The following is a 26,779-nucleotide window of genomic DNA, read 5'->3' on the forward strand; positions in this document are numbered from 1 at the left end:
CTTTCGGTCCGGCGGGTGGTGTGACAAGGGGGTTGTCACGCCACCCGCCGTACGTTTGTACGGCGCTAATCTCCGACTTCCGGACGAATCCCCTCTTTTCCACCGTGGGGACTCGCCATCGCCCAGCCGGACCGCCTAATCTCCCTTCGGCATCGGAGGCATTCCGGCAGCGAGAGGCAGCAGGTTGACCTACGTCGAGACCCACGGGAACGTGTGGGAAGCGCTGGCGGGTCACGCCCCCGGTGAGCCCTCCGGCCCGGCCGATCCTGGGCTGTGGGGCGCGGTCGTCGACCGCCTCAATCCCACCAGCGCCCGCCCCGTGCTCCGCGCCGGAGTCGAATATGTCCAGCTCACCAGCGCGCGCGGCAGCGACTACATCATGCTGCGCTCGCCCGACGACGGCGAGCGCGCCAGCTATCTGCGGCTGACCCCCGAGGAGTGGGAGCTCGCCCTGCTGATGGACGGCGAGCACACGGTGGCCCGGCTGGTCGCCGAGTTCGCCCGCATCGCCGGCCGGCTCGCCCCCGACCAGGTGCGCCGCGTCGTGGCCGACCTGGCCGGCAACCGGATGCTCGACGAACTGCCGATGGACGCGTTCCGCCCGCTGCAGGAGCTGCGGCGCAAGCCGGTGGGCGAGCGGGTCGGCAACTCGCTGCTGGCCGCCGCCCGCGGCCGCCGCATGCTGCTGGTCAACGTGGACGGCCTGGTCACGGCGCTCTACCGCGCGGGCGGCCGGCTGTTCTTCAACAAGGTCGTCGGCATCGTCACCGCCGTGCTCACGGTTCTGGGTCTCGGCTTGTTCGTCGCCACCTGGACGCGCGGCAGCCGCTCGCTGTTCCTGACCGGCGACTCCTATCTGCTCGGCGCGCTCACGCTGCTCCTGCTCAACCTGGTCGTGGTGGCCGTCCGCGAGTACGCCCGGGCGATGGCGGCCAAACACACCGGTCGTGAGGTGCCCGCGGCCGGGCTGCTGGTCTGGTTCGGGTTGCCGTCGCTGTTCGTCGACACCAGCGACGTCTGGATGGCCGGTCGTCGCGCCCGCATGCTGGTCTCGGCGGCCGGGCCGCTGAGCGCGCTGCTGCTCGGCGGCTTGGCCCAACTGGGCGGGCTGGCCCTGCCCTCGGTGGCCGACCTGGCCTTCAAGCTCGCCTTCCTCTGCTATCTGAGCGCGTTCGTCCACCTCAGCCCGCTGCTGCCGCTCGACGGGCAGTACCTGCTGATGAACTGGCTCGAGATCCCCCAGCTGCGCAACCGCGCGCTGACCTGGGTCGGTGGCCGGCTGCGGGGCCGTCCGCCGCGCTGGGGCGCGCTCGACCGCGAGGGCCGCCTCATCGCCCTGTACGGCTTCCTGGCCGTCTGCTGGCTGGCCGCCGCGGCCAACGTGGCCGTCCGCCTCTGGGAGGACCGGCTCTCCGGCCTGGCCACCGGCCTGTGGCACGAGGGCGTCACCGGGGCCGTCCTGCTGATCGCCATCGTGCTCGGCCTGGCCGCCCCGATCGTGTATTTCCTCGTCGGCCGGTTCACCCGGTGGTGGAGCCTGTCCCGGCTGCGCCGCGCCGAGAACGACCGCGAAGCCGACAGCCCCCGCCGCCTGGCCGCGCTGCGCGCCTCCGACCTGGGCGGCCTGCCCGAGCCCGCGCTGCAGGGCCTGGCCTCGCGGGCCCGGTGGGTGCACCCGCCGACCGGCCGCCGGCTCATCGAGGCAGGCGGCGCGCAACAGGCCGTCTACGTGGTCGTCGAGGGCGCGCTCGAGGCCCGCCGGCCCGGCGACCCGCCCGGCACGATCCGCCACCACGTCGGCCCCGGCGCGGTCGTCGGCCTGGTCAACGCGATCACCGGCCGGTCCACCGAGCTCGACTGGCACACCGCCGGCACGACGCTGCTCTCGATCCCGACCGCCACCGTGGCCACCGTGGTCGGCCCCCTGCCCGGCCCGCCGCCGCAGGACCGGGCCGAGGCCGAGTCGCTGTTCGCCGACACCCCCGCGCTCGCCGGTCTCGCCACCGACCAGCGGCTCGCCCTGATCGCCTCGGCCCACCCGGTCGACCTCGACCCGGGCGCGCCGGTGATCCTGCCCGGCCCGACCCACGCGGTCGTCGTCGAGTCCGGCGTGATCGCGCTGCCCGACGGCGTCGAGCTGCGCCGCGGCACGCTGGTCGGCCCGGTCGGTGACGGCAGCCCCGGCATGGTCGCCCAGACCATCACCCCCGTACGGCTGTGGGTCCTGCCCGACGCCTCCGATCTGCCGCCGCTGGTCGGCGCCACCCACCGGCCGGGCTCGCCGATGCCCGTGGTCACCGCCAAGGGATCGCCGCGTCCCGGTTCCCCGGCCGGCTCGGCCTACCCGCCGCTGACCATTCCGCCCGGGCCGCCCGACGGCCACGACAGCCCCGAGGCCGACCGCCGGTTCGAGCGCGTGCTCACCTGGCTGGTCGTCGTGCTGCTGACCACGGCCCTGTTCCTGACCGGTCTGTCGTTCCGGCCCGGCCCGGCCTGGGCCGAGATGCCCGCCGACCGGGTGCTGCTCTCGATCGGGGCGGGCCGGGTGACGGCCACTTTCGACGGTGCTCCGGAAAACCTGGAGGAGGGCGCGCGGCGCTACCTCGACCAGGGCGAGGTGATCGAGGTGCCGTCGCGGTCCTCGGCCACGCTCACGTTCGCCGGCGGAGCGACGACCCTGCTCTGCGCGAACACCCGGGTCGGCATCGGCAACCTCAGCACCGGCAACGGCCGTGACCAGGCCCCCCGGGCCACCATCTCGCTGCAGAACGGGCGGGTGCTCGCCGGCACGGGCAGCACCAGCGGGGCGTACAAGCCGCTCGCCCTGACCGTGGACCGCAGCCAGGGCACGGTGACCAACACTGGCGCGGCCTGGTATCAGATCGAGCCGGGGGCGGTCGTCGTCTCGAAGGGCACGGTCGCGGTCGACGGCAAGACGAGCGAGATCACCGGCAAGTCGCTGGGATGCGCGGACGGTGCGCCGGTCGAGGCGCCGCCGTCGAGCAGCCCCGAGCCGGTGCCGAGCGAGGACCTTTTACCGTCCGATTCGGAATCGATCAATCCGTCGATCGCCCCGAGCGCGACGCCCTCGCCTACCGATACTGTAGTCACACCGTCACCGACCGCTGATCCGGGCGACGACGACAACGATCCGGGCCAGCCCGGCAACGACCCCACCGACGATCCGACGACGACCCGACCGACGACCCGACCGACGACGCGCCCGACCACGGCTCCGACGACGACGCGCCCGGTCACCCCGCCGCCGCCACCGGTCACCACCGCGCCCCCGACGACGCCCCCCACCACCCCGCCGGAGACGGACGAGCCGGCGCCCGAGGGGACGTCGACCGCACCCAACTGACGTGTGGGGGCGCCCTCACCGTCAGGAGGTTCGATGCTCTGCTGGTTCTGCGCCGAGTCGGCCCGGGCGAGCTGCCGTTTCTGCGGCCGCGGAGTCTGTGCCGAGCATGCCCGTTTCGGCCCCTACCTGCTGCAGGTGAGCCGGTCCGAGTCCAGGCGGCGGGCGGAGGCGCTGGTGGTGGATGACGCGGTGCAGTGCGGCACCTGCCGGCCGCGCCCGCACGCGGTGGCCATGCCCGAACTGGACTGAGGGACGTACGGTCGGGACATGGCTCGCAACGACGGCTACGAAGACCTGGGCGCCTGGTCGGAGTTCGGCACGGTGACCGGCCTGGTCGCCGGGCGCACGACGGAGAACCTCGCCGGCGACGTGCGCACCGGCTTCGGCGACCGTCCCGACGGCATCGACCTCGACGGCCTGCCCGACGTGACCGTGGGCGCGAGCCTGGCCGAGGCGGCCGGTGATCTGGCCGGCGAACTGTCCCCGCCGCCGCCGAAGGACTACGCCAACGAGGTGGACGCCGACGGTGACGGCACGCTCGACGAGGCGACATATCGCGGCCGCGCCGACGGCGGCGTCGACATCCTGGTCGACGTGAACGGCGACGACCGCATCGACTTCGTCGGCGCCGACGTCGACCTGGACAACCGGGTCGACTACGCCGACTACGACAAGGACCGCGACGGCGTCTTCGAGAAGCGCATGTTCGACGACGACGGCGACGGCTTCCTGGACCGCGCGGCCTGGCTGCACCCGGGCAGTTAGCCCGAGTTCGCGATCGGCGTCAGCTCTGCCACATCTCGTCGGCGTTCAGGATGCGGCCGGCGTCGATGTCGAGCTTGACCAGGCGGTGTCCGCTCTTCGTCTTCTTCAGGAATTTGGCCAGGCTGACCGGCACCCAGTCGCCCGCCTTGTCGTCGATGACGGTGTAGCGGCCGCCGATGTCCGCACCCAGCCGGCGCAGGCGGGGGTTCTTGTTGCGGATGTAGTACTCGGCGCACCACACGCCCTCGCTGCTGTCGATGCCGTCCTCGAGGCACGCCTTGCGGGCGTGGGGCCACTCGAAGAACTCGACCAGGTCGAAAGTGACGCCGTTGCCCTGGTACGAGGTGATGTAGGCGTACTCGGTCGCGCCCAACTCCGACGCGGGCCTGGCCGGTGGTTTTGCCGCGGGTTTCGGCCGGGGTGGCGGGGTCTTGGGTGTCGCCGGGGCCGGGGGAAAGGCCGGGGCCGAGGCGGGGGCGGGACGGGCGGTCACGCCGGCCGTGGCCGTGCAGGCGGCCAGCGGCAGCAATAGGTTGGTCGAGGTGACGGCGGCGACGAGGCTACGCCGTACGGCCGGAGTGATTGTCATGCTTGTCAGGGGTGACTCCGGGGCCGGCGGATACGGCGTGTCGGCCACCCGACGGGTTATGCCGTGAGCTGATTCGCCCAGAGGGGAATCGGTGGGATGTGCGGGCCGCCTGAGGAAAGCTTGGTGGCGTCGAACGGCCGGTCGGGTTCCGGCTTTACCGGCGGATGCGAGAGGGTGTTGTCATGAGTGTTGACGAGTTGACGATGCGGGGCGGTGGCGCATCCTTCGATGACCAGGTGTTCGAGCGGCTCCTGCGGGAGCGGATCATTTTCCTCGGCAGTGAGGTCAACGACGAGGTGACCAACCGCATCTGCGCCCAGATGCTGCTGCTGGCCTCGGCCGACAGCGAGAAGGACATCGCGCTCTACATCAACTCGCCCGGCGGCTCGATCAGCGCCGGCATGGCGGTGTACGACACGATGCAGTACATCAAGAACGACGTGGCCACGATCGCGATGGGCATGGCGGCCTCGATGGGCCAGTTCCTGCTCTGCGCCGGCGCCCCCGGCAAGCGGTATGCGCTTCCGCACGCGCGGATCATGATGCACCAGCTCTCCGGCGGCATCGGCGGCACCGCGGCCGACATCGCCATCCAGGCCGAGAGCATGCTCCACATCAAGAACGTGATGAACGAGCGGATCGCCTTCCACACCGGTCACACGGCCGAGGAGATCGGGCGCGACTCCGACCGGGACCGCTGGTTCACGGCCCAGCAGGCTATGGACTACGGCATGGTCGATCACGTGATCACCAAGGCGGCTCAGGTGGGTAACAACTCCGCACTGGTCTGACCTGAGGTTTCACCGCTTCTATGACGGGCACGCGGCCAACGCCGCGTGCCCGTTGTGTCGTACGCGACGGTTTCGGGTAAGAGGCGTTCATCCCCCGAATCTGTCAAGGAGGTGCTGACGTGAGGATCCCGACGTTCTCCCGCCAGTCTTCGAGCGATACCACGGAGACCGCTGAGCGCCCGGCCGCGACGAGCACGGTGACGCGGCCGCACGACGACAACACGACCGAAGTCCGACCGGCTCCCGTACGCCCCCGGCGCGACGAGGAGGACACCCTGCGCGACCTGCCTCCGGCACCGCCTCCGACCTCGCGGCACACCGAACCGCCGGCGCCGCCCGCCACGACGTCGCGTCCCTCGGGGGCTGCCCCCGTCGAGCGCAAGGCCGCCGTCGCCGCCGACCGGGATGCCGCCGTCACCGCCGGCCCCAAGCCCCGCGCCAGCCTGCTCGCCACCCTCGGCCTGATCCTCGCGGTGGCCTCGGTGATGCTCGTGCTGTCCGGGCCGCTGCTCGGATACGGCATCGGCGTCGCCGCCCTGGCCCTGATCCTGTCGCTGAGCGGCATCCACGCCACCGGCAAGCGTCACATCGCCGGCAAGACCGACGCCCTGCTCGGCATGGTGCTCTCCCTCGGCGCGATCGTGCTCGGCGTGCTGGCGCTGACCGGCTCGCTCAACTGGCTCGGCACCGACATGCAGCCGGTCAACAGCCTCCGCGAGTGGATCGACGCACAGTTCGTCGATCGCTTCTAAAGGTTTACGCCCGGCAACAGTCGGGCATCAGATAGTTGCGAACGGCGATGCGCCGGACGCGAAGATCGGAACCGGGACTGGCGCTCAGCAGTCCCGCCCCGGAACAGCCCGGCGGTTCGCCGGCAACACCTTCGCTCGGGGGTGGCCTGGTTCAGGCCACCCCCGACGCATGTGCGCAACGAATCTTCGCCACCACCGCCGATCACGCAACGATCGAATGCAGCGTGCATGGTTGAACTAACGCATCCGACCGTCTCCCCGGCCTAGCGTTTCTGCCATGACCACCACGGCTTCGCCGCGCCGCTATCTCATGTGCCGGCCCACCCATTTCGCGGTGACCTATCGCATCAACCCATGGATGGATCCCACGGCCCCCTACGACAACGCGCTCGCCGTCAGCCAGTGGGAGAACCTGCGGCAGACGTACCTCGACCTGGGACACACGGTCGAGCTGATCGAGCCGCTGCCCGGGCTGCCCGACATGGTGTTCTCGGCGAACGGCGCGACGGTGGTCGACGGCCGCGTGCTGGCGGTCCAGTTCCGCGACGCCGAACGGGCCGACGAGGCTCCCGCGTACGCCGCCTGGTTCCGCGAGCGCGGCTTCGAGGTGATCGAGCCCAAGCACACCAACGAGGGCGAGGGCGACATCCTGCTCGCCGGCGACGTGCTGCTGGCCGGCACCGGGTTCCGCACCGCGCACGCCTCGCACGCCGAGACCCAGGAGGCGCTGCGCCGCCCGGTGATCACGCTGCAGCTCGTCGACCCGTCCCTCTACCACCTGGACACGGCGCTCTGCGTGCTCGACGACACCAACATCGCGTACCTGCCGGCGGCGTTCTCACCCGGGTCGCAGGCCGTGCTCGAGCAGCTCTTCCCGCACGCGGTGATCGCCAACGCGGAGGACGCGGCGGTTCTCGGCCTCAACGCGGTCAGCGACGGCCGTACGGTTGTGCTGCCCGAGCAGGCCACCCATCTCGCGGCGGAACTGCGGGCCGCCGGCTATCAGACCGTCGGGGTCGACGTCTCCGAGCTGCGCAAGGCCGGGGGCGGACCCAAGTGCTGCACGTTGGAGGTGCGATCGTGACGAGTGTCGAGATGCTGCGGACCCCGGCCGGGCTGGCCGAGGCCGAGCGTTATACCGCGCACAACTACCACCCGCTGCCCGTCGTGATCGCCGAGGGCGAGGGCGCCTGGGTGACCGACGTCGACGGCCGCCGCTACCTCGACTTCCTGGCCGGATATTCGGCGCTCAACTTCGGGCACCGCCACCCCGGGCTGATCGCGGCGGCGCACGCCCAGCTCGACCGGATCACGCTGACCAGCCGCGCGTTCGTGCACGACCAGTTCGCCGACTTCTGCCGGTCGCTGGCCGAGCTCTGCGGCAAGGACCTGGTGCTGCCGATGAACACCGGCGCCGAGGCCGTGGAGACGGCGATCAAGGTGGCCCGCAAATGGGGCTACCTGGTCAAGGGCGTGCCGGACGGCCGGGCCGAGATCATCGTGGCCGCCGACAACTTCCACGGCCGGACGACGACGATCGTCAGCTTCTCGACCGACCCCGACGCCAAGGCCGATTTCGGGCCGTACACGCCCGGGTTCGTCGTGGTCCCGTACGGGGACGAGGCCGCCCTGCGCGAGGCGATCACCCCGAACACGGTCGCCGTGCTGATGGAGCCCATTCAAGGTGAGGCGGGCGTGCTCGTGCCGCCGGCCGGCTACTTCGCCGCCGTGCGCGCGCTCTGCGACGAGCACAACGTGCTGATGGTGGCCGACGAGATCCAGTCGGGTCTGGGCCGCACCGGCCGCACTTTCGCGATCGAGCACGAGGGTGTCGTCCCCGACATGTACGTGCTGGGCAAGGCGCTGGGCGGCGGCATCGTGCCGGTCTCGGCCGTGGCCGCCAACCGTGACGTGCTGGGCGTCCTCAAGCCGGGCGAGCACGGCTCAACGTTCGGCGGCAACCCGCTGGCCTGCGCGGTCGGTCGCGAGGTCGTGCGCCTGCTGGCCACCGGCGACTTCCATCGGCGCTCGGCCGAGCTGGGCGACTATCTGCACGCCCGGCTCAACGCGCTGATCGGCCACGGCGTGGTCGCCGTCCGAGGCCGGGGCCTCTGGGCCGGCGTAGACATCGACCCAGCACTCTTGACCGGCCGTCAAGCTTGCGAGCTGCTGGCCGACCGAGGCGTACTGGCCAAGGACACCCACGGCTCAACAATCCGCCTGGCCCCACCGTTGGTGGTAACAAAGTCCGAAATCGACCATGCCACAACCCAGCTGGCCGCAATCCTCACCGACCGCGGCCCCGCCTAGGACAGTTGGCTACGTTCAGCTGCGTTCGAACTTTCGGAGCGCCATGGTAGGCGCCTCGGCCATCACGGATTCGGGTTCGACGACGCCTCCCGTGGCCCACATCTTGGCTCGGCCGACGTGCACTCCGCCGTACAGCTCGACCACGTCGTCGGGACCCAGCGTGCGGCTTTCCTGCCGGTGCAGGGCGATTCGCTCGTCGTCGTTGGAGGAGCCGCCGAGGCGCAGGCCGCTGCCGTTGGTGCTGATGTCCTGCACGGTGAGGTTGCCGTCGGTGCGCAGCGTGAACTGCACGTGCCCGCGGCTGATCCACTTGCGGGCGTCGTCGGTCAGCCACTGGCCGAGCATGACGCCGCGCCCGCCCTCGGGGGCCCGGCCGACCACGACCGGCTCGTCGGTCGAGACCACGAAGCGGCGGCGGATGACCCCGTCGATGCGGACGGAGAGGACCTCGACGGCGGGCCGGGGGCCGGCGTCGCGAAGCTTGGCGTTGTGCCGCGGGCAGGTGGGGGCGCCCGAGCGCAGCGACGGCGGCGGCTGGGACACCGGGCTGGTGAAGGTGCGCATGTCGGCGAACGGGCTGTCCGGGTCGCCGCCGGAGCCGTAGCTGTTGCAGTTGGGCTCGGGGCAGCTCCAGATGCGGGCCAGCAGGCGTTCGCCCACGGGCGAGCGCTCGGCCGGCTTGGGCGGCTCGCCCCGGCCGACCCGGGCCATCAGCACCGGGCTGCCACCTTCGCCGGCCACCGCGGCCAGCAGACGGCCCGGTTCCTCGACCCACGGGTGACGGTCGCGGTTGCCCCGGGTGCGGGTGAGCACCGGCAGGCCCAGCAGTTCGGCGACCTCCCAGACGCGGTCGTCGACCTGGGGCACGACTTCGACCTTGCCGTCGTCGGCCCAGCGGCGGATGACCATTCGCTCGTTCGAGGTGAGGTCGGTGTCGGAGAGCAGGCCTCGTTCCACGACCACGTAGACGGGGACGTTTTCTTCGGCCACGCGCCGGCCGAGGGCATCGATGACCAGCCCGAGGCGCACCGAGCTGGCGGGACGGCCGCCATCCAGATCGACATAACGCACGATCTCCGACATGTCGACCACCGCGCGCGCGAGGGCAGGGTCGGTGGTGAGGCGGGCCTCGATGGCGTCGAGGACCTTGCTGACCTCGAATCTCACGGGTCCTCCCGAGGGTCCGCTGGTGTCTGTGCCACGGCAATCATGCCCGGTCCCCGCGCGAGGCGGGGCGTCGCACCCCTTGTCCGCACCCGGGCGGCCGAGATGTCCGTTTGCCGTTGACAGCGGTCGGGAATTGATGTCGGTGAGCCGGCGTCATTCGGGCGTCCGGCCGGGCGGAAGGGACGGACATGCGGACACCACGGCTGGCCGGGCTGGGTCTCGCGACGATGGCGACGGCGGCATTGACGCTCGCCGGCTGCGCCGACGGGGGCAGCACGACGCCCGGTGCGAGCGCTCCCGCCCCGGGCGCGAGCGCGACCGCCACGGCCTCGGGCAGCGCCGCCGATCCGGCCGCGGTCGAGGCCCTGACCAAGGCGACCTCGCAGCTCGGCACGACGAGCTTCAAGGTCACGGCGACTTCGGGCCCCGGCTTCAAGCTGGTCGGCCAGGTCGACCCGGCGCAGGGTGTCGGCACGGCCGACCTCTCGGCGAGCGGCACGAACGCCGAGCTCAACGTCAAGACGCTGCTGGCCGGTCAGGATCTCTACCTGCAGGTTCCCGGCGTCACCAAGGCGGGCACGTGGACCCACGTCGACGTGGCGCGGCTGCCCGAGGGCGCCAACGTCGGCCTGCGGCCCGGCCAACTGGACCCGGTGAACACCTCGAACCTGCTCAGCTCGTCGACCGACGTGCACGCCACCGGGGGTAACAGCTACGCCGGGACGCTCGACCTGACCAAGGCGATCGGGCTGGCCGGTGTCTCGCAGGTGACTGTGGACGAGACCGGCGCGCAGGCCCAGAAGGTGCCGTTCACCGCGGGTCTGGACGACCAGGGCCGGCTGGCCGAGCTGACCGTGCAGATCCCGGCGGTCAACGGGCAGGCCGCGCAGCCGCTCGAGGTGCTCTACAGCGACTACGGCGTTCCGGTGACGGTGGCCAAGCCGGCCGCCTCCGAGATCACCGAGGCGCCGGACAGCCTCTACAACTCGCTGGGCCGCTAGACCTCGGCCGTGGGAGCGGATTTGCGCGCGGTCCAGTCCGTGCTCAGCGGGCGGAACGCCGGACGGTTCTCTTCGATCCAGGCGTCGATCCGCTCCCACCAGTCGTAGAGCCAGGCCACCCGTTCCTCTTCGCCGGTCGGCACTTCTTCGGGTGGCACACTCCAGAACTTCATCACGAGCCGCTTGTCCATCGGCAGCTCCTGCCAGATGTCGGCGATCGTGAGCATCCGGTCGAGGCCGGTGTGCGCCACGAAGATGACCCCGGCGTCGGGGGCGGCGTCGATGGCCGAGAACAGGCCGCCCGGCTTGGGTGGCAGCACGTGCCGCAGGGTTTCCGCCCGCTCGGCCGCGTCGGCCAGTCCCCGGGCCCGCAGCCGGGCGATCGCGCTGGTGCGGCGGCGCGGCGTGAAGTTGCCACCCTCCGGGAAGATCACGAACGCGTCGTTGTCGTCGAGCCCGGTCGCCGTCTCGCCGATCTGCTGCTCCAGCGTCGCGGTGCCCGTACGCCCGGGTGTGATGAACCGGTTGGGCAGACGGTTGAGCAGCACATCGACGGCCGGGTCCCACTGCAGCGTCGCCTTCAGCACGATCCGCGGCTCGCGCTGGAACCAGTTGGTCAGCGCGTGGATCAGGACGAACGAGTCACCCGGCCCGGCGTGCCGGCTGACCACGACCTCGGGGCGGCCGGGGAGCGCGGTGTCGGGGTCGGTGCCGACCACGTCGATGGTCAGGTGCAGTGCCCACTTCGCGACCCAGAACAGGATGGCCAGGAAGCGGCCGGTCACCACGTAGTGCGCGCGCTGGAAGCCGGGGCTGCGGATCTTCAGACCGAACCCGGAGGCCACCCAGAGAACGGCCAGCACGACCAGCGCGGCCGCGTCCCAGATCAGATAGAGGACGACCAGCAGCACGAGCCGGGGAACGCGCAGGTGCCCGGGCACCAGCGGCGAGGTCAGCAGCGCGAGCAGGAGCCAGATCGGAAGCGTGGTCACCAGCAGGACCGCCAGCACCACGACGGCGGGGGCGATGACCAGGCGGCGTACCCAGATCGGGGGAAGCGGCATCACAGCACGTCCGGCCCGGGTTGCGGCGGCACGTTGGCGGCCAGGTAGCGGCGGGACGCGGTGTAGGCCCGGCTGATCCGGCGTCCGACGGCGGCCATGTCACGGTAGGCCCAGGGACTGTCGTCCCGGCTCTCGCCGCTGCCGGCGGGGAGTACGTGCACCCGTACATGGTCGGGCAGTGACGCAAGCTCCCGGGCGAACCGGTGCCGCCGCGCGATCTCGAAGGCCACCTGGGCCACCTCCCAGGGCCGGCGCGGAACGCTGAGCGTGCGTTCGATGCGGCCCACCTGCAGCACGAAGATCAGCTCGGCGCCGAGCCGGACCGCCTCGCCGATCGGGATCGAGTTGACGATGCCACCGTCCACATAGTGCTCGCCCGCGATCTCCATCGGCGGCAGCAGCCCGGGCACGGCCGACGAGGCCAGCACGGCGTCGACCAGGGGACCGCTGTCGAACCAGTGCTCGGCGGCCCGTTCGATGCTGGCCGCGCAGCAGTGGAACGGCACCTTGAGGTCGGCGAACGTGGTCTGCTCGCCCAGTTCGGCCTCGAGCAGCCGGCGCAGCGGGAGCGGCGAGTGCAGATGCGTACGGGCGGCGAAGCGGCGCAGCTGACGGCCGATCGAGTCGCCGTAGACGGTGGCCGCCTCGGGTGACGTCCAGAGCCGCACCAGCCGGTCGGTCACCGATTCGCTGGGGTCGGTCGCGACCAGGGCGCCGTTGACCGCCCCGATCGAGGTGCCGACCACGACGTCCGGCCGGAAGCCGGCTCGGAACAGGGCACGCAGCATGCCCACCTCGACGGCGCCGAGCACACCGCCGCCGCCGAGCACGAACGCCACCGGGCTGTTGACCATGGCTTCATCGTTCCACGCTGGGCAGCCAAAAAGTCCAGCGCGTGTCATCATCGTCGCCGTGCCTCTTTCACGCCGTGCCGTAGTGCTCGCCGCCGGTGGCGCCCTGCTCGCGGGCTGCGGCCGGACGGGCACCGCCTCGTGGACCGAGCCGACCGGGGGCCGGGGCGGCTCGCAGACGGTTGAGCCGGCCCGCCGGTCCGCGGCGGTCGCCTCGACGGCCCAGGTGCGGGCGGTGCTCACCAAATACCTCAAACCGACCAGCGACAACCCCAAGCATCCCGGGTACGCCGGTGCGGTCGCGCACGTCATGCAGGACAACCGGACCGTCATGTCGGTGAACGTGGGCCACGCCCTGCGCTACAAGGCGGGCCCGGTCGAGCTGCCCGCCGCGCAGCGGGTCGCCATGCGGACCGACTCGATCTTCGACCTGGCCTCGATCACCAAGGTCTACACCGCGATCCTGGTGCTCCAGCTCGTCGACCAGGGCAAGGTCGACCTGGACGCGCCGGTCCGCCGATATCTGCCGGAGTTCACGGGCGCCGGCAAAGACAAGATCACCGTGGCGATGCTGCTGGCGCACACGAGCGCTCTGCCGGTCGGGGCCAAGGTCACCGGCTTCCGTACGAACGCACAGCGCTGGCAGTCCGTGATGACAACGCCTCTGGTCAAGGGCGGGGTGCCCGGCACGACGTTCCGCTATTCGAGCGTCGGCCTCATGGTGCTGGGCCGGCTCGTCGAGAAGCTGACCGGCAAGACGCTCGACCGGGCGCTGGCCGACCGCATCACGACGCCGCTCGGCCTCAAGGACACCGGTTTCCTGCCGCTGAAGTGGGTCAAGGACAAGTCCCGCCTGGTGGCGACCGACGCCCGGACGTCCCGGGGCCTGCTGCGCGGCACGGTGCACGACGACGTGGCCAACCACCTGGGCGGCGTGGCCGGGCACGCGGGCCTCTTCTCGACCGCCCGCGAGGTCGCCGTGATCGGCCAGATGCTGCTGGCCGGCGGCGTCTACGGCGGCCAGCGCATCCTGGCCGCCGCCACCGTGCAGCGCATGCTGACCAACGTCAACAAGGGCAAGCCGGCCGTCGACCCGGAACGCCCCCGCCGCACCGCCGACCACGGCCTCGGCGTCGAGCTCAACCAGAGCTGGTTCATGGGCCGGCTGGCTTCGGCGACCGCTTTCGGTCACACCGGCTTCACCGGCACGTCCCTGCTGGTCGTCCCGGCCCGCAAACAGGTGATCGTGCTGCTGACGAACCGCGCCCACCCGAACTGGTCCTGGTCCAACCCGGACACCCACCGCGTAGCCGTACACAACGTGCTCGCCGCTTAGAACCGATATTCCCAGCCCGTACGCCACCCGAAGTCCGCGGCCATGAGATCTTCCAGCGGCACCCCGTCGATCAGATGATCCAGTGCCCACCGCGTGGCGACGTGGCCGATGACCAGAATGCGTTGCCCGTCCCACCGCAGGGGCACGTCGTTCAGGAACCGGCCGACCCGCGTGACCGCCTGGCGCCAGCTCTCGCCGCCGGGGTAGGGCTCATCCAGGTAGCGCTCGCGGTGTTCGTGCAGCTTTGCGGCCGGCATCCCGTTGCCCGAGCCGTAGTCGCACTCCCGCAACCGCCAGTCCCGCAGGATCGGGACGGCGTGGCCGGCGAAGGCGATTTCCGCGGTCTCTTCGGCGCGGCGCAGGTCGGAGGTGAACACCGCGGTGATGCCGTCGTCCCGTCGCCGTTCGCCCAGCTCGGCCGCCAGTTGCCGGCCACGTTCCGACAACCGGCCGGGCAGCCAGCCGGTCGCGACGCCGCGGTCGTTGTCCTCGCTCCACGAGTGCGTCTCAAAAACAATCACGCCCGAGGATAGGTGCAGTTGGTTTGGGCGCAACCACTTACGCAGGTCGCCCGGGTGGGCTGAGCGTTCTAGGCGCGCCGGCGCCCTGCTCGGCCCGCCCGGGCCCTCGGCGTGAGCAGCGGTCCGTACCCACCACCCCGCTACGACATCTTGAAGTTGACCTTAGGAGAGGGACTTCAGATATGCGCCGTTCTGGTTCTGGAATTCCCAGCTGTAGAACTTGTCCCAGTTGATCGACCAGGTCATCAGGCCGCGCAGGTTCGGGTTGGTGCCGCTGCGCAGCGTGTACGAGCCGCAGTTCGTGTTGCGGACCAGGCAGCCGACGGCCTGCTGGATCGCCGCCGGGGCGACGTAACCGTTGCCGGCGCTCACGGATGACGGGGCGCCGAACGCGACCTGGTCCTCGCGCAGGCCGGGGAACACGTTGGCGGTGTTGCCCGCGACCGGGAAGCCGGCGAGCAGCATGTCGGTCATGGCGATGTGGAAGTCCGCGCCGCCCATCGAGTGGTATTGGTTGTCGAGGCCCATGATCGAGCCCGAGTTGTAGTCCTGGACGTGCAGGACGGTGATGTCGTTGCGCAGCGCGTGGATCACCGGCAGGTAGGCGCCGGCGCGCGGGTCCTGGCCGCCCCAGGGGCCGGAGCCGTAGTACTGGTAGCCGAGCTGCACGAAGAACGTCTCGGGGGCCATGGTCAGCACGAAGCCGGCGCCGTAGCGGGCCTTGAGGGTCCGGATCGCCGAGATCAGATTGACGATGACCGGGGTGGTCGGGTTCTTGAAGTCGGTGTCGCCGGTGTTCAGCGAAAGCGAGTGGCCCTCGAAGTCGATGTCGACGCCGTCCAGGCCGAACTTGTCGATGATGGCGCTGATCGAGCTGACGAACTTGTCCCGCGCGGCGGTGGTGGTCAGCTGCACCTGGCCGTTCTGGCCGCCGATGGAGAGCAGCACCTTCTTGCCGGCGGTCCGCTTGGCCTTGATCGCGGCGATGAAGGCGGCCTCGCTCTCGACGCCCGGGCACTCGGTGGCCGGGCAGAGCGTGAACCGGATGTCGCCCGAGGTCACCGAGGTCGGCTCGCCGAACGCCAGGTTGATGATGTCCCAGTTGGCCGGCACGTCGGACATCCGCAGGTAGCCGGAGCCGTTGGCGAAGCTCGCGTGCAGGTAGCCGATGAGCGCGCGCTTGGGCAGGCCGGTGTTCGGAGGCGTGGTGGTGGGCGGCGTCGTCGGAGGCGTGGTGGGCGGCGTGGTCGGCGGAGTCGTCGGGGGTGTGGTGGGAGGCGTCGTGGGGGGTGTGGTGGGCGGCGTGGTCGGGGGTGTGGTGCCGCCGCAGACCCCGTTGTCGATCCAGACGTCCCACTGTCCGCTGTGGGTCGACGGAGCCTCGTTCTGGGTCCACCACTTGGCGGTGTAGTTGTGGCCGCTCTGCGAGGCCACGTTGTCTTTCACATAGACGGAGGTCGCACTCCACGCCGGTGCGCACGCCGCGGCGGCGCTGGCGCTGGAGGCGAGGTAGACGGTGCCACCGCCGGCCGCGAGAACCGCGGTCATGGCGAAGATCATCGATCGGCGCATGACCAGAGTATGAATACTGTAAAGTTTATTTGTAAATAGCATCACAGTGGAGATGGCACTGAATCGGTGTGGCTGGGTACCGTTGCTGACCGTGCCAGAGGGACACACCATCCGCCTCCTGATCCGTCGGTAATCGGCCCTCTAGCTGCACTTACGGCCTCTGCCGCCCACGGCCGAGCCCACCTCGGCCCCACTCGTGCAGCCGTGCTCACCCCTGTGCAGGGGTTGCCGTGGGCCGAACGGCGGGGTCTGTGGACGGTAGACCCGGGCCGCTGTTGCCGGCCTCGCCCACGCGCTTCTCGGCGTAATAGACGCCGTTGCCGAACGCGTGAAGCCCGCTGTCCGGGTCCTGCGCCATGAGTTGCAGCAGGCTATAGCCGTACGACGGCTCGTCTGCCCATTCGTCGATCTCGGGCTTGCCGATTGCTGCCTGTGTCAGCTTCCACTTCATGCCGGGCCTCCGGTGCAAATTTGCAGGTCACCTATGGTCGAAGGTTACGTGACGTCAACTGCACATGCCATACCGCATCTGCCATTTACGCCACGCCAAGATCACGCCCTGTCTAACGTCTGGGGTATGGCAGAGGCGGTGCCAATGGGTCCGGCTGAGATTCAAGAGCGTCTTGGCGTCAGCCGTCAGCGTGCCTACATCCTCATCGGCCGTAAGGACTTCCCTGACCCGTGGGTGGAGCTGGCGATGGGCAAGGTGTGGCGCAGCACCGACGTCGAGAAGTGGATCCGCATGCATCGGCCGGAGCTGGCTGGTTAGCGCTCCGGCGCCCTAGCCGTCGCCTTCGATGGCCTGCTGGATCAGTTCATCTGCGCGCTGCCGAGCAAAGCGCTCCTGATCGGCGATCAGCGCCCGTACGATCCGGGCCTTCTGCTCGTCTGTGAGGTCGGGGCTGCGCATGATCCGAATGAGTGCGGCGTCGGCCGGATGCTGGTCCGAGGGACTGACGTTGTCTCTACCTGCTTGAAGGTGGGAGCCGCCCACGTTGAGCTGGGCACGAATCTCCAAGCCCCGTTGCGGCTGGGGCTTGGGATCTCCACCTTCAAGTACGGACGATATGCTGCCCGGTGACCAGCTTAGAGCGTTCTCAAGAGTGGCCAACGTGTTGCGGTGGTAGCCCTCCTTGCGTCCAGCCTCTATGTCTCCGAGGGTGCGCTGACTGATTCCATCAACGGCATTCGCGAGGTCCTCTCGGCGTCGGTAGCCCAACTCGATGCGACGAGCGGTGACCAGTTGCCCTAGTCGGTCCCAGTCGGCCATGGACACTCCCCAGTAAACGACACCGTGCTGGCAAAAGTGTACGTCTTCGCATGCCATCCTTCCAGTAGCTGCTTGAAGTTGCCAGCAGTCTCCGCTTCAATCAGTTCTCGTGACTACACACCAAGAGAGCGGCGGTCACCCACCGTCGCCACAGAATGCCCGCCCCCCGCGCTCCGTCCGGCTGCTGGCTTTGGCCGTGATCGTGCTCGCCTCCATGACGGCCGCCCTCACGGCGGCACTCATCGCGAATGCGCTCGGAACTCCACCCTGGACGGCACTGGCGGCCAGCGGCGTCACGTTCGCCACGGCCATGACTATCGGCTTCGGAACGAGCCACTTCTTGACCACTTAAGGGTGGCCCTTCACGTCTATCCTCGTGCCGTGGTTGCGTCTACGTGGGAGAGCCGGGATCTTCCGGTACTGGAAGCCGTTGTTGAGTACTTCGACGCCGGAGAGGCCTACCTAGATCCAGACGATCTGGTTGCCGAACTAGGGATGTCCGAGGAGACGGTGTCGATCGCTCTAGACGCTCTCCGTGGCGAAGACCCGCCCTTCTTTCGTACAAATGAATCTTCGATCCTCATCATTGGAGTCACTGGTCACGCGCGCCGCACCGTTGGCTCTTGGCCCACAGCGGAGATGGCGGCGGGACGGCTCATCGTTGGCATGGAGCAGGCCGCAGAGCGCGAGCCCGACGAAGAGAAGCGGAACTGGCTGTACAAGACGGCCGCCTTCTTCGGCGGAGCGGGCCGTGACGTCGGAGTAGAGGTAGCGGCTGCTGTAATCAACCGGCAGATCGGCGGCGCATAGGCGGTGGACGTCTCGACGTGGGGAGGCTCGGAGTGGCAGGCCGTGGCAGCCTTCGTCGCCGTGTTCGTTGGCGGACCGATCGCGTTGATGCAGGCGAATGAGGCTCGTCGGCTGCGGCTCGAACAGGCCCGCCCGTATGTCATCGTCGACTTCGAGTTTCGCAACATCATGATCTGTCTCAAGGTCCAGAACATCGGCAAGACGATGGCGCGTGACGTGCGGATCAAGTTCGACCAGCCGCTCACCTCCACCTGGCCGGAGGCCGCGGCCCTCCATGCTCGTTTGCTGCGCGAACCGATCCCCATGCTCGCGCCAGGACGCTCGATCACTTTGGTGTTCGACTCGTTCCCAGGCCGTCACGAACGTCAAGATGAGTTCCCGATGGGCTATGCGGTGACCATCGAGTACGAGGACGACCTCGGGAAGCCGTTCACCGACCCGCCGTACCCGCTGGACCTTGGCGCGTACGCCGACGCCCTCATCGACCAGAAGGGGCTCCCGGACCTAGTGGGTGAGATCACCAAGCTCCGGCAAGAGATCGGGAAATGGACCGAGATCGGAAGCCGCGGGGTGCGTGTCAACGCGATTGACCGCAAGGCTGAGCTCCGGTCGGAGATCCGCGAATACCGACGGCAGGAGTACCTCGGCATCCTGCGTGACAAGGGCTTGAGAGCGTTCGCCCGGCACGGTGCCAACCGAGCGCTGAGACGACTCGGCTGGCGTCCGTGACCGGTCTTTCTCGCTAGCGTCCGAGTCCGTAAACCGGCGGTTCGGGTTCAGTGCCGCCTTCGCGTCCGAGCGTGGGGAAGCGGGAGCTGGGGTCATGCTCGCTGGCCCCGAGGCGACCGAGTGAGCGCATCCGCGCAGCGGCGGCCACGTCCAGCTCGGTCTGTCGCTCCTTGGCGGCGGCTTCCCGCTCCGCCTCCCACGCTCGCTGACGCGCGGCGCGCTGCTCCTCCGTCATCTCGGCCGGCATGGGTGGAGGAGTCCAGGAGCCGACCCGCGCCACTCAGACCACCGCCGAGTATCGGCCCTGCTGACCGGCCGTGCCTGCGATGACGTTCTGCACGAGGTGCTGTGTGCCGCCCCGCAGCATCACCTTTAGGTCGTGCGCGTTGCTGCCGTAGTCGTGCACGACCAGGGCGGGGAGCGTGGTGCCCGCAGCCGGGTCGGGGATGCCTGCGAGCCGGAGGTTGCCCGTCGGCCCGCCCCGCTGGCCGAGGATGCTCGCCTGCGTCGCGTCGAAGCAGTACAGGACAGTCTGTCCAAGAGTTGCCATGGCATCGCCTTTCGCTGTGCGCCCTCTGCAGGCACACCATCCTCTGTGGACGGTTGAGTCAGGCTATGGAGGAGTTGCGCCGGTCTGGCCGTCGTTCTGGCAGCAGCAGGTCACTCGAATGGTGGACTTAGTGGAGCGACAACGGCGACAGGCGATAACCTCTTTCCATTCTTCGGAGCTGGACACCCGAGGAAGATCCCGAGACGGAATGGCGCAGACCCGACCAACGTCCGAGCAACGTTGGTTGATGACCGGAGCCCTGGCAGTGACGATGTTCGCAATGTGCAAGTTCTTCAGTTAGCGCGCGGCTCGGCGCGGGCGCGACGGAAGGTTTGTGCGTTGCCCGTCTATGTGGTTCTCGTCCCCCTTGCCGCCCTCGGCATGTGGCTCGGCTTCAATCTCCTCCTGGTCAAGTGGCACGGCCTCGATGCCCTCGACAAAACGCGACACCTCGATCCCTTCCGGTTCGACCACCGCCGTGGGGGAGGGCGGGACGTGGGCGAGGCGGATTCGGAAGCTGCCGAGCCTGAGGAGGAGCAGTCTCCGAACGATCAGCTCCCGCCCGCAGCCTGACCCAGATCGTCGTCGAGGCCGCCAGCCCGTAAGCCAGCGGCCTCGATACGTCCGTATGGCGATCAGCCTGCGGCAGGCCTCTTCAGCCGCTTCTTAAGCGGGGAGAAGTCGTCCCAGGACTGCTGGTAGTAGCACGTCCAGTCGCCCCCGACCTCGGACGGAACGAGGCCCTCTTCTTCAAGGGCGTCGAGGGCGGCTTGGCGAACCTTTTCCGTCACCCGCCTCATTCGCGCCTCGTTCGCGTGCCCGCCCCCAGTCAGGTCGATCCACAAGCGCATGTCGAGCGTCTTCTTCGTGGCATCGTTTGCCATTCGACCTCCCCAGATCCTAATAAGACTGTCACAAACTTCTGAGAAGTTTGTCAAGGCTCCGCTACCCCGTGCGGCGGATGCGCCAGGCCGCCAGGTCAACGACCCCGTCCGCTGTGGCCGACGCTGCGGGCTCTGGGGTCGGTGGCTCGGTTGCGGCTATGGCCTGGCGCGCTGTGGCCCGCAGATCGGCGAAGGCTGCCGACACGTCGCGCCCCTGGTGGTCGAGCACATGGCCGTACACGTCGAGCGTGATGCTGGGCCGTGCGTGCCCGAGCCGCCTGCTGACGTACTGCACGTCGCCGTTGGTCAGGAGAAGCATCGCGCTGGCGTGATAGTGCCGCAGGTCGTGGAACCGGACGCCCGTCATGCCCAGGCGCTTGAGCGTCGGCCGCCAGATGCGGTGACCGAAGTCCCGCTGGCGGTGCGGCTTGGTGCCCTCCCCGAATACGTAGTCCTCCGGGCTCATGCCCGCGACGTGGGCGGAGAGGCGCAGGCACAGTTCCGGGCTCAGGCTGTCGACGGTGCGGAACCCGGCTGCGCTCTTCGGCGGGCCGACCGTGATGCGCCCGCTTACCTCCTGGCTCGTCTCCTCCACGGTGAGCCGGCGGCGAGATAACGCCAGCGCACGCACCCGGACTCCGAACAGTTCCCCGGCCCGGCAGCCGGTCTCCACGGCCAGCTCCACCAGGAGCCGCCACTTGTCCGGCCGGTCTCCCCACGCCTCCGGGATCGCCGCCAAGATGCGCTCCACGTCCGGCGGCTGCAACACGATCTCCGCGCGCCTCCGGGTGGCCGCGGGCTTCTTCAACTCCCGCGCCGGGTTGCTGCGGATGTACCCGCTCTTCACCGCGTGGTCCAGCACCGCTCGCAGCACGTGAATGACGTGCCGGACGGTGCTCGGCGCGTGCGTGGTCATCACCGCGCCAACCAGGCGGCTGCACTCCCGGTAGCCGAGGCGACCGACAGGTACGCGGACCAGCGGCTTGCAGTGGCTGTTGTAGACCACCCGGTACGCCTGGCGCGTGCTCGGCTTGAGCCCCCGGACGTGCGGGCTGGTGAGCCAGTCCTCCGCGACCTCCCCGAACCGCACGTCGCCTGCGCTCTTGGCGACGTAGGTCCCGGCCGTCACGTCGGCCCGTGCCTCAATGCTGGCCTGGCGCGCGGTCGGCTTGTCGTCATACGTGCCGACGTTGTGGAGCTGGCCGAGGGCGTCCTTGACCCGCACCTCGTACTTCGTCGTGGTGCGCCCGTCGTCGTAGCGGCGCACCACCTTGCGGACGCCCGGCACGTCAGTGCCGGTGCGCGTGACCTTGGGGCGGGGCATCAGTCCTCCTGGACGCGATGTGTGGGTGAACCCGATTGGCTGGCAACGCGCTCACGGGCGGCGTCGGCGGCCAGGTCGAGTGCGTGGCTGTTGAGCAGGCGGCGGACGGTGCTGTGCCGCCAGACCCCGCCGCCCACAGTCGGGACCTGCTCGTTGTTCAGGTGCGCGGCTATGCCTCGGTGGCTCATGCCGTGTTCGTGTGCCAGGTCGGCGACCAGGGCCACAACGTCGGCCGCGTACTGGCGGGGACGGCCGAGGCGCTGGCCACGAGCGCGGGCTTCGGCCAGGGCGTCGCGGGTGCGCTGGCGGATGAGCTCTCGTTCGAACTCTGCGAAGGCGGCGAACACGTTGGCGAGCAACCGCCCGCTCGGGCTGGCCGTGTCCACGCCGAGGTCCAGGGTGACCAAGCTCCACCGCTGTGTGCGGCTCCACTCCATAACCCCGGCGAAGTCGATCATGCTGCGGCTGAGCCGGTCGAGCTTGGCCACCGCGAGCCCGTCGGCCCGACCTTCCCGGAGGAGCCCGAAGCCTTCCGTCAGGGCCGGACGGTCGAGGGTGCCTGCGCTGTACCCCTCGTCCACCATCCAGCGCATGTCCCAGTCGCGCGCTTGTCCGGCTGCCGTCAGCGCTTCCCGTTGTGCGGCCAGCCCGAGGCCACTGCGTGCCTGCTCCTGGGTCGAGACGCGCAGGTAGCAGAGCATCCGTGGGCGAGAGGGCAGGGAGGAAGCCGGGCCGGCGGTGAGATCAAAGGCGAGGGCGCCGGTCATCCTTCACCTCCACCATCAGCACGTTGGTCGGGTCGCTGAGAGCGGTGTGGAGCCGTACCGAGCGCCAGCACCGCCAGCACCAGGCCGACCAGCCGTGTCGAGCTGCGCGGACCAAGTGGCCGCATTGAGCCGGGCGCATCAATCGGTCACCTCCGCCACGTACACCCGGAAGCGCTGACCGTTCCGCATCGTGACGAGGAAGGTGCTGCCGTCCACCTCGCCCACGGTGGTGACGCCCACGCCATCGACGTACAGCCAGTCGGAGTCCTGCACCAGGTCTTCCAGATCGGCCGCCAGTTCGGCCGCGACCGCTTCACTGCGGACCATCAGTTGCTCTCCTCGTCCTCGAAGCCGCCGAAGATGACCTCGGTCAGGCCGTCCTCCCAGATGTCGTCGTGCAAGCCGCTTTCGATCTCTTCGGTGAGCGCCAGCGCGGCCAGGTTGCGCCGGACGGTGGCGCGGCTGGTGCCCGCTTCCTCAGCCACCTCGCGGACGCTGGCCCCCTCGTCGAGCCGGTAGGCGAACCACTCGGCAATCTCGCGGCTCGCACCGGCCAGCCACGGCAGCCGCCGCACCGTGCCGGTGCCGCGCAGCTTGAACAGCCGAACCTTGCCCGCTGCGCAGGCTGCCGCGAGTGTGCTCGGGGCAGCCGGGCTCGGGGCGTCGGGTTCTACGGGCTCTACGTCGGTTACAGGCCCGATGGCGTCGGCAGCGGGCTCGGCGGCCACCACCGGCAGCAGCACGGCCGTGGGCGGAACGGGGAGAGGGGTGGGCGTCTCGTCGTCGACCGCCACCAGGGTTCCGGTAGCGGTCGAGTCAATGGTGCTGGTCATGCGGGCCTCCCGGCTGAGTTAGTGACGTAGGAACGTCTCTGCTAACTCAGCGTGTAGAAGACCGCAAGAATTCGAAAGGAAGGAGGGGTGTCTATCTCGGAGGCTTGCCGACGTAGGTCGCGGCGTCGCAGGTGCGGCACCGGACCCGCTCGCCGGATTGTGGGGCGGTCACCGCGAAGCGGAAGCGATGCCCGCAGAGAAGCCATGTGCCGCGTTCCTTCGGCGGCGCGGGTGGTTCCCGTGGGCGGCGGCGAGGAGGGAAGGTCTCCGGGTCGGCGCGCATCATGCGACCGAGGGGCTTTTCCGGCATGCCGGTGCGTCTGGCTATCTCGCGTTGCGTGACGCCCTGCGCCCACAGTGCTGCGGCTTGCTCGCGCATGGTCTGCTCCCAGACTGGCTTGTCCATCTCACCTACTTACTGTGCGTAGTGCTGGTCGGTGAACGCGAGACGGTGGGTTCGGGTGCGGTGGACGCCCGGCCATCGTGGGAGAGGTGCGGGTCAGTAGTTGGACTCCTCTTCACCGGTCGGGTCCGGCAGCCCGCCGCCCTGCCGTTCGCTGTACCGGGCATACCGCTCGCGTAAGTGCGGCGCCATCACCGGGTCATCCGGGTCGCGGACAACGTTGGCAACCACCTGCTCCCAGGGCTGCTCGACCGCGTTCGCCTTGGCCACGTCCCCGATGTCGAGCACTTCCTTGGCTGCAACGATCGCCGCCCGTTCGTCCGGGCTCTCCAACGCGATGCGGATGAGTCGACCCATCACCGTGTCGCTCGCGAGCTGCGCGCGGAGCTTGGCTGCTCGGACGACCTGCGGCGCGCTGCCGCCATGCTTGTGACAAACCGTCCCACCTCGGATAGGCGGAAGACCACACGGGTTGCCGTGACGGTTGTGCGCGACGCACATCACCTTCATGGGTTCGTCGCCTCTGGGGTCAGCAGGCACGACCTCACCTTCCAGCACCGAGATCTCAGACGCCGGCCGAGCCCTGGTCCGAGAGTGGCGCTTCGGCTCCCTCGCCATCAGAGGTACCGCAGGATTCGGTTGAGTTCGGTACGCGCCTGGTCGACCTTTCCTTGATTGACCAGACCCCAGACGGAGGCCAGCCCCATACCGGTCTGTTCTCGGACGGCCTCCATTGTCTTGATGAGGGCGTACCAGCGCACCGGTCCGCACTGGTTCTCGTATGAGACCTCTTCCTCGATAGGAACGAATTCCTTGGGCATCTCTTCTCTCCTATGTGCAGACACCGGCCCAACCCACCGCCACCCGCCCCCAACTAAAGGGGGGCGGTTGTGTCGGTTGGGTGGCAAACCATGTGCTTAGAACGGTGTGTTGTTTGCTTCTACCTGCGGAAACGCCAGATCTGTTGTTTGCTGCGCTTCGGGTCGTCGTTTGCTATGCGTAGTTTGTGCTGCGGGTTGGCCCCCACCAGGGGAAACGCCTCCCGGCACTGTGCGTAGTTTGTGCTGCGGGTTGGCCCCCACCAGGGGAAACGCCTCCCGGCACTGTTTGCTTGTGGTTTGCCCTAGCCCTCCACTAGGACGTATCTCTCCGGCGTGCTGCCGCCGACGCCGCCGCGTTTGCCCTTGACGTGGAGAGCGCGCCCGGCGGACACCTCCTTCTCGAGTTGCCGCTTCGCTCGACCCACGAGCGCGGTGGTCAACTCGTTGTCCTCCTTGGCGAACATGAGGACGGCCACCTCCCGCACCGTCGCGCCCACGGATCCGTAGTCAGTGAGGATCAGGTCCACGTCGCGGCTGACCCGCACCGGTCGAGTTCGACCCGTGGCCCTATCGTGTTGCAGGAGCAGGCGCGGCACGTTGTCCATCGGCTGCTTGACCTGGCGCATCTCGACGTAGTCGTTGTTGTCGTCCCCGGTCTTGCTCAGCATGACGATGGAGCCATGCCCGGCCACCAGCCACCGGCTGCCGTACACGTCGCTCAGGTCGTCGCCGCCACCCTTCCGTCGGTCCTCGCGGCTGCTCTTGCGTTGGTGATGCAGACCGACCCAATTGATGCCGCGCTCCACTACGGCCTGGATACTGCTGTTGAGCCCGCTGCCGACCGCGTCATCGGTCAGGCGGCTGGTGATGTCCTTGAGGCTGTCGACGTGGACTTCACAGATGTCGCTCCCGAACTCGGTGCGGATCCAGTCGGCCAGCGCCTCCGGGCCGCTCAACGGGTCGACCGGCAACGGACCTCGCCACACCGCCATTCGTTCGCGGAGGACGTCTCGGTGCTCCTTGTCCCGGAAGCTGGGGAACAGACGGCCACCGGCTCGCCGCGCCTGTTCGGGCCTGTCCATAGCCAGGTACAGCAGCCGACCCCGCGCAGGCTCGACGGTGTATCCGAGCAACGTTCCGTCGCCCAGAAGGCCGAGGCGGCACGCCATGAGCTGATGGTCGAGCGTGCTCTTACCCGTCCCGTCGTCCCCCACGACCATGAACGGCTCACCATCGATCCACAGGCAGCGCGACCCATCACCCCAGAGCACTGGAGCTTGCTTCGGGATGTCGAGGAAGAAGTCGGCGCCGTCGGCCACTCGCGGACGGATGCTCGCCGCGTGCCGGGCCGCTGCCTGCTCGCTCTGAAACAGCAGCTTCGCGGCGTGGGCGGCACGGAGGTCTTCAAGCCTGGAATGCACCCGGTCGTCGTGCTGATCCTGCGCAACCGTCGTCTCGTCATAGGGCTGGCCGGCCTTGGCGAGATCCAGAAGTTCCTCGGCGGGAAGTCCCAGCTTGACCAGCCAATCGCGTACGTCGCCCTTATCCGGCAGACGAAGGTCCGCGATACAAACTGACCGAGCCAAGCCGACGAGAGCTGCGGCCAGCTTCCGGGCACCCTTGCGACCCTCGTCGTCGCTGTCGAACACGATGGACACGGCGCACCCGGTGAGCGCGCTCAAGTTCTTCGGCACGCTGCCCGCCCCACCCGTCACGCCCACGGCGTTCAAGTCGTGCTGCCGCGCAGCGAGCACGTCCCAGACGCCCTCGCAGACCAGCACCAGGCGGCTCGGGTCGAACCCAGTGACCGGCGCGTACAGCCGAGGCTTGCCGTCCTTGCGATGGATCAGATGGCGACCGATGGTGTAGTGCTGAAGGTCGACCAGCTCGTGCGTCGCCGGGTCGTACACGGGAATGGTGTAGCGGCGACCGTCCCAGCCGACATCGGCGTCGTCGAGCGTCTCCATCGCTAAGCCGCGGTTCTCCGCGAGTGCGGCTAGCCGCCCGTCCTGCGCCTGGTAAACCCACCGGTCGACACTGTCCTGGCTCGGTGGCGGGCTGGCCTCGGCTTCTGGTGCCGACGTGGTCGGGTTTGAAACCGACGCTGCCGCCCCAGAACGCCGCCCGGCTGGCCCGGTCGGCCCTACGGCCTCTGCGGGCGCACCTCGGGCGATAAGCGCTCGCCGCGCCTTCCAGAGCCAATGCAGCCGAGCGCGACCCGTGCGTTTCGAGTCCGGGCAGCCGGTGTGGCACGTCAGGACGGGGTACCCGTTGCCTTCCTTCCCCACGCCGATGCTGAAGGCGC

31 protein-coding genes are annotated in these 26,779 nt (G+C 69.2%); 13 read left to right on the top strand and 18 right to left on the bottom strand.

Annotated elements, in window-relative coordinates; genetic code table 11:
• Positions 1-184: 184 nt before the first annotated feature.
• Genes ACZ3I4_RS38795 through ACZ3I4_RS38805 form a run of 3 tightly spaced genes read left to right on the top strand, consistent with a single transcriptional unit; the run spans position 185 to position 4,129 of the window.
• The gene (locus ACZ3I4_RS38795) at positions 185-3,364 is read left to right on the top strand and encodes a cyclic nucleotide-binding protein (protein WP_465387106.1); all 3,180 of its coding nucleotides are present in this window, start codon (positions 185-187) and stop codon (positions 3,362-3,364) included.
• Between the two features lie 33 nt (positions 3,365-3,397).
• On the top strand, positions 3,398-3,613 hold the full coding sequence (locus ACZ3I4_RS38800; protein ID WP_465387107.1) for a hypothetical protein: 216 nt from the start codon (positions 3,398-3,400) through the stop codon (positions 3,611-3,613).
• 18 nt (positions 3,614-3,631) lie between these two features.
• Complete coding sequence (locus ACZ3I4_RS38805) at positions 3,632-4,129, top strand: hypothetical protein (RefSeq protein WP_465387108.1); 498 nt, start codon at positions 3,632-3,634, stop codon at positions 4,127-4,129.
• Positions 4,130-4,148: 19 nt separating this feature from the next.
• Here the strand turns inward: ACZ3I4_RS38805 and ACZ3I4_RS38810 are convergent, their stop codons facing one another.
• The gene (locus tag ACZ3I4_RS38810; protein WP_465387109.1) at positions 4,149-4,718 is read right to left on the bottom strand and encodes a hypothetical protein; all 570 of its coding nucleotides are present in this window, start codon (positions 4,716-4,718) and stop codon (positions 4,149-4,151) included.
• 182 nt (positions 4,719-4,900) lie between these two features.
• Between ACZ3I4_RS38810 and ACZ3I4_RS38815 the strand changes: the two genes are divergently transcribed.
• The 4 genes from ACZ3I4_RS38815 (at position 4,901) to rocD (ending at position 8,571) form a co-directional block, all read left to right on the top strand.
• Positions 4,901-5,509, top strand: a complete 609-nt coding sequence (locus ACZ3I4_RS38815) for an ATP-dependent Clp protease proteolytic subunit (protein ID WP_465387110.1) — start codon at positions 4,901-4,903, stop codon at positions 5,507-5,509.
• 119 nt (positions 5,510-5,628) lie between these two features.
• Positions 5,629-6,261, top strand: a complete 633-nt coding sequence (locus tag ACZ3I4_RS38820) for a hypothetical protein (RefSeq protein ID WP_465387111.1) — start codon at positions 5,629-5,631, stop codon at positions 6,259-6,261.
• Positions 6,262-6,538: 277 nt separating this feature from the next.
• On the top strand, positions 6,539-7,345 hold the full coding sequence (gene ddaH / locus ACZ3I4_RS38825; protein WP_465387112.1) for a dimethylargininase: 807 nt from the start codon (positions 6,539-6,541) through the stop codon (positions 7,343-7,345).
• Positions 7,346-7,356: 11 nt separating this feature from the next.
• Positions 7,357-8,571, top strand: coding sequence for an ornithine--oxo-acid transaminase (gene rocD / locus ACZ3I4_RS38830; protein ID WP_465387290.1), 1,215 nt, complete (start codon positions 7,357-7,359; stop codon positions 8,569-8,571).
• Positions 8,572-8,586: 15 nt separating this feature from the next.
• Here rocD and ACZ3I4_RS38835 read toward each other — a convergent pair whose 3' ends face one another.
• On the bottom strand, positions 8,587-9,738 hold the full coding sequence (locus ACZ3I4_RS38835) for an FHA domain-containing protein (protein WP_465387113.1): 1,152 nt from the start codon (positions 9,736-9,738) through the stop codon (positions 8,587-8,589).
• Between the two features lie 188 nt (positions 9,739-9,926).
• Here ACZ3I4_RS38835 and ACZ3I4_RS38840 point away from each other — a divergent pair, with 188 nt between their 5' ends.
• Positions 9,927-10,739, top strand: coding sequence for a hypothetical protein (locus ACZ3I4_RS38840; RefSeq protein ID WP_465387114.1), 813 nt, complete (start codon positions 9,927-9,929; stop codon positions 10,737-10,739).
• Here ACZ3I4_RS38840 and ACZ3I4_RS38845 read toward each other — a convergent pair.
• Together ACZ3I4_RS38845 and ACZ3I4_RS38850 are read right to left on the bottom strand one after the other, a co-directional pair.
• Entirely contained in the window at positions 10,736-11,803 is a 1,068-nt protein-coding gene (locus ACZ3I4_RS38845) for a 1-acyl-sn-glycerol-3-phosphate acyltransferase (RefSeq protein ID WP_465387115.1), read from the bottom strand. The two genes, ACZ3I4_RS38840 and ACZ3I4_RS38845, sit on opposite strands and share 4 nt — an antisense overlap.
• A complete protein-coding gene (locus ACZ3I4_RS38850; RefSeq protein WP_465387116.1) occupies positions 11,803-12,657 on the bottom strand; it encodes a patatin-like phospholipase family protein in 855 nt (284 codons plus the stop codon). The genes ACZ3I4_RS38845 and ACZ3I4_RS38850 overlap by 1 nt, the downstream gene beginning before the upstream one ends.
• Before the next feature lie 58 nt (positions 12,658-12,715).
• Between ACZ3I4_RS38850 and ACZ3I4_RS38855 the strand changes: the two genes are divergently transcribed.
• Positions 12,716-13,990 carry a serine hydrolase domain-containing protein gene (locus ACZ3I4_RS38855; protein ID WP_465387117.1) on the top strand — a complete coding sequence of 425 codons (1,275 nt, stop codon included), beginning with the start codon at positions 12,716-12,718 and terminating at the stop codon, positions 13,988-13,990.
• Here ACZ3I4_RS38855 and ACZ3I4_RS38860 read toward each other — a convergent pair.
• The 3 genes from ACZ3I4_RS38860 to ACZ3I4_RS38870 form a co-directional block, all read right to left on the bottom strand.
• Positions 13,987-14,511, bottom strand: coding sequence for a histidine phosphatase family protein (locus tag ACZ3I4_RS38860; RefSeq protein WP_465387118.1), 525 nt, complete (start codon positions 14,509-14,511; stop codon positions 13,987-13,989). The genes ACZ3I4_RS38855 and ACZ3I4_RS38860 overlap by 4 nt on opposite strands.
• Before the next feature lie 162 nt (positions 14,512-14,673).
• Positions 14,674-16,083 carry a glycosyl hydrolase family 18 protein gene (locus ACZ3I4_RS38865; protein WP_465387119.1) on the bottom strand — a complete coding sequence of 470 codons (1,410 nt, stop codon included), beginning with the start codon at positions 16,081-16,083 and terminating at the stop codon, positions 14,674-14,676.
• 208 nt (positions 16,084-16,291) lie between these two features.
• A complete protein-coding gene (locus tag ACZ3I4_RS38870; protein ID WP_465387120.1) occupies positions 16,292-16,534 on the bottom strand; it encodes a hypothetical protein in 243 nt (80 codons plus the stop codon).
• A 126-nt stretch (positions 16,535-16,660) separates the two neighbouring features.
• Here ACZ3I4_RS38870 and ACZ3I4_RS38875 point away from each other — a divergent pair, with 126 nt between their 5' ends.
• On the top strand, positions 16,661-16,852 hold the full coding sequence (locus ACZ3I4_RS38875; protein ID WP_465387121.1) for a helix-turn-helix transcriptional regulator: 192 nt from the start codon (positions 16,661-16,663) through the stop codon (positions 16,850-16,852).
• Between the two features lie 12 nt (positions 16,853-16,864).
• On the opposite strand, the gene ACZ3I4_RS38880 is transcribed toward ACZ3I4_RS38875, so the two are convergent.
• Positions 16,865-17,353: a helix-turn-helix domain-containing protein gene (locus tag ACZ3I4_RS38880; protein WP_465387122.1), complete on the bottom strand. Its 489-nt coding sequence runs from the start codon at positions 17,351-17,353 to the stop codon at positions 16,865-16,867.
• A gap of 381 nt (positions 17,354-17,734) precedes the next feature.
• On the opposite strand from ACZ3I4_RS38880, the gene ACZ3I4_RS38885 reads away from it, so the two are divergent.
• Positions 17,735-18,163, top strand: a complete 429-nt coding sequence (locus ACZ3I4_RS38885) for a hypothetical protein (RefSeq protein ID WP_465387123.1) — start codon at positions 17,735-17,737, stop codon at positions 18,161-18,163.
• 42 nt (positions 18,164-18,205) lie between these two features.
• On the top strand, positions 18,206-18,892 hold the full coding sequence (locus ACZ3I4_RS38890) for a hypothetical protein (protein WP_465387124.1): 687 nt from the start codon (positions 18,206-18,208) through the stop codon (positions 18,890-18,892).
• Positions 18,893-19,172: 280 nt separating this feature from the next.
• Here ACZ3I4_RS38890 and ACZ3I4_RS38895 read toward each other — a convergent pair whose 3' ends face one another.
• Positions 19,173-19,442, bottom strand: coding sequence for a hypothetical protein (locus tag ACZ3I4_RS38895; RefSeq protein WP_465387125.1), 270 nt, complete (start codon positions 19,440-19,442; stop codon positions 19,173-19,175).
• Between the two features lie 339 nt (positions 19,443-19,781).
• Between ACZ3I4_RS38895 and ACZ3I4_RS38900 the strand changes: the two genes are divergently transcribed.
• Entirely contained in the window at positions 19,782-20,015 is a 234-nt protein-coding gene (locus tag ACZ3I4_RS38900) for a hypothetical protein (RefSeq protein ID WP_465387126.1), read from the top strand.
• A 62-nt stretch (positions 20,016-20,077) separates the two neighbouring features.
• Here the strand turns inward: ACZ3I4_RS38900 and ACZ3I4_RS38905 are convergent, their stop codons facing one another.
• The 9 genes from ACZ3I4_RS38905 to ACZ3I4_RS38945 form a co-directional block, all read right to left on the bottom strand.
• Positions 20,078-20,326 carry a hypothetical protein gene (locus tag ACZ3I4_RS38905; RefSeq protein WP_465387127.1) on the bottom strand — a complete coding sequence of 83 codons (249 nt, stop codon included), beginning with the start codon at positions 20,324-20,326 and terminating at the stop codon, positions 20,078-20,080.
• A gap of 61 nt (positions 20,327-20,387) precedes the next feature.
• Positions 20,388-21,650, bottom strand: a complete 1,263-nt coding sequence (locus ACZ3I4_RS38910) for a tyrosine-type recombinase/integrase (RefSeq protein WP_465387128.1) — start codon at positions 21,648-21,650, stop codon at positions 20,388-20,390.
• Positions 21,650-22,417: a recombinase family protein gene (locus ACZ3I4_RS38915; protein WP_465387129.1), complete on the bottom strand. Its 768-nt coding sequence runs from the start codon at positions 22,415-22,417 to the stop codon at positions 21,650-21,652. The genes ACZ3I4_RS38910 and ACZ3I4_RS38915 overlap by 1 nt, the downstream gene beginning before the upstream one ends.
• Positions 22,418-22,555: 138 nt before the next feature.
• Complete coding sequence (locus tag ACZ3I4_RS38920; RefSeq protein WP_465387130.1) at positions 22,556-22,744, bottom strand: hypothetical protein; 189 nt, start codon at positions 22,742-22,744, stop codon at positions 22,556-22,558.
• Positions 22,744-23,250 carry a hypothetical protein gene (locus ACZ3I4_RS38925; RefSeq protein ID WP_465387131.1) on the bottom strand — a complete coding sequence of 169 codons (507 nt, stop codon included), beginning with the start codon at positions 23,248-23,250 and terminating at the stop codon, positions 22,744-22,746. Before ACZ3I4_RS38925 ends, ACZ3I4_RS38920 begins: the two co-directional genes overlap by 1 nt.
• Before the next feature lie 91 nt (positions 23,251-23,341).
• The gene (locus tag ACZ3I4_RS38930; RefSeq protein ID WP_465387132.1) at positions 23,342-23,656 is read right to left on the bottom strand and encodes a hypothetical protein; all 315 of its coding nucleotides are present in this window, start codon (positions 23,654-23,656) and stop codon (positions 23,342-23,344) included.
• 93 nt (positions 23,657-23,749) lie between these two features.
• Complete coding sequence (locus ACZ3I4_RS38935) at positions 23,750-24,193, bottom strand: hypothetical protein (RefSeq protein WP_465387133.1); 444 nt, start codon at positions 24,191-24,193, stop codon at positions 23,750-23,752.
• Positions 24,194-24,270: 77 nt separating this feature from the next.
• Positions 24,271-24,474, bottom strand: a complete 204-nt coding sequence (locus ACZ3I4_RS38940; protein ID WP_465387134.1) for a hypothetical protein — start codon at positions 24,472-24,474, stop codon at positions 24,271-24,273.
• Positions 24,475-24,776: 302 nt separating this feature from the next.
• Positions 24,777-26,441: a toprim domain-containing protein gene (locus ACZ3I4_RS38945; RefSeq protein WP_465387135.1), complete on the bottom strand. Its 1,665-nt coding sequence runs from the start codon at positions 26,439-26,441 to the stop codon at positions 24,777-24,779.
• Positions 26,442-26,779 lie beyond the last annotated feature (338 nt).

It is taken from the genome of Actinoplanes sp. NPDC021490 (assembly GCF_055562135.1).

Bases quoted from the DNA above. Each gene is read 5' to 3' on its own strand.
- ACZ3I4_RS38940 (WP_465387134.1), bottom strand. From the start codon at position 24,474: ATGCCCAAGGAATTCGTTCCTATCGAGGAAGAGGTCTCATACGAGAAC.
- ACZ3I4_RS38850 (WP_465387116.1), bottom strand. From the start codon at position 12,657: ATGGTCAACAGCCCGGTGGCGTTCGTGCTCGGCGGCGGCGGTGTGCTC.
- rocD (WP_465387290.1), top strand. From the start codon at position 7,357: ATGCTGCGGACCCCGGCCGGGCTGGCCGAGGCCGAGCGTTATACCGCG.
- ACZ3I4_RS38905 (WP_465387127.1), bottom strand. From the start codon at position 20,326: ATGGCAAACGATGCCACGAAGAAGACGCTCGACATGCGCTTGTGGATC.
- ACZ3I4_RS38925 (WP_465387131.1), bottom strand. From the start codon at position 23,250: ATGACCAGCACCATTGACTCGACCGCTACCGGAACCCTGGTGGCGGTC.
- ACZ3I4_RS38880 (WP_465387122.1), bottom strand. From the start codon at position 17,353: ATGGCCGACTGGGACCGACTAGGGCAACTGGTCACCGCTCGTCGCATC.
- ACZ3I4_RS38800 (WP_465387107.1), top strand. From the start codon at position 3,398: ATGCTCTGCTGGTTCTGCGCCGAGTCGGCCCGGGCGAGCTGCCGTTTC.
- ddaH (WP_465387112.1), top strand. From the start codon at position 6,539: ATGACCACCACGGCTTCGCCGCGCCGCTATCTCATGTGCCGGCCCACC.
- ACZ3I4_RS38805 (WP_465387108.1), top strand. From the start codon at position 3,632: ATGGCTCGCAACGACGGCTACGAAGACCTGGGCGCCTGGTCGGAGTTC.
- ACZ3I4_RS38915 (WP_465387129.1), bottom strand. From the start codon at position 22,417: ATGACCGGCGCCCTCGCCTTTGATCTCACCGCCGGCCCGGCTTCCTCC.
- ACZ3I4_RS38945 (WP_465387135.1), bottom strand. From the start codon at position 26,441: ATGGAGACGCTCGACGACGCCGATGTCGGCTGGGACGGTCGCCGCTAC.
- ACZ3I4_RS38840 (WP_465387114.1), top strand. From the start codon at position 9,927: ATGCGGACACCACGGCTGGCCGGGCTGGGTCTCGCGACGATGGCGACG.
- ACZ3I4_RS38895 (WP_465387125.1), bottom strand. From the start codon at position 19,442: ATGGCAACTCTTGGACAGACTGTCCTGTACTGCTTCGACGCGACGCAG.
- ACZ3I4_RS38875 (WP_465387121.1), top strand. From the start codon at position 16,661: ATGGCAGAGGCGGTGCCAATGGGTCCGGCTGAGATTCAAGAGCGTCTT.
- ACZ3I4_RS38865 (WP_465387119.1), bottom strand. From the start codon at position 16,083: ATGCGCCGATCGATGATCTTCGCCATGACCGCGGTTCTCGCGGCCGGC.
- ACZ3I4_RS38910 (WP_465387128.1), bottom strand. From the start codon at position 21,650: ATGCCCCGCCCCAAGGTCACGCGCACCGGCACTGACGTGCCGGGCGTC.
- ACZ3I4_RS38815 (WP_465387110.1), top strand. From the start codon at position 4,901: ATGAGTGTTGACGAGTTGACGATGCGGGGCGGTGGCGCATCCTTCGAT.
- ACZ3I4_RS38810 (WP_465387109.1), bottom strand. From the start codon at position 4,718: ATGACAATCACTCCGGCCGTACGGCGTAGCCTCGTCGCCGCCGTCACC.
- ACZ3I4_RS38930 (WP_465387132.1), bottom strand. From the start codon at position 23,656: ATGGACAAGCCAGTCTGGGAGCAGACCATGCGCGAGCAAGCCGCAGCA.
- ACZ3I4_RS38920 (WP_465387130.1), bottom strand. From the start codon at position 22,744: ATGGTCCGCAGTGAAGCGGTCGCGGCCGAACTGGCGGCCGATCTGGAA.
- ACZ3I4_RS38845 (WP_465387115.1), bottom strand. From the start codon at position 11,803: ATGCCGCTTCCCCCGATCTGGGTACGCCGCCTGGTCATCGCCCCCGCC.
- ACZ3I4_RS38870 (WP_465387120.1), bottom strand. From the start codon at position 16,534: ATGAAGTGGAAGCTGACACAGGCAGCAATCGGCAAGCCCGAGATCGAC.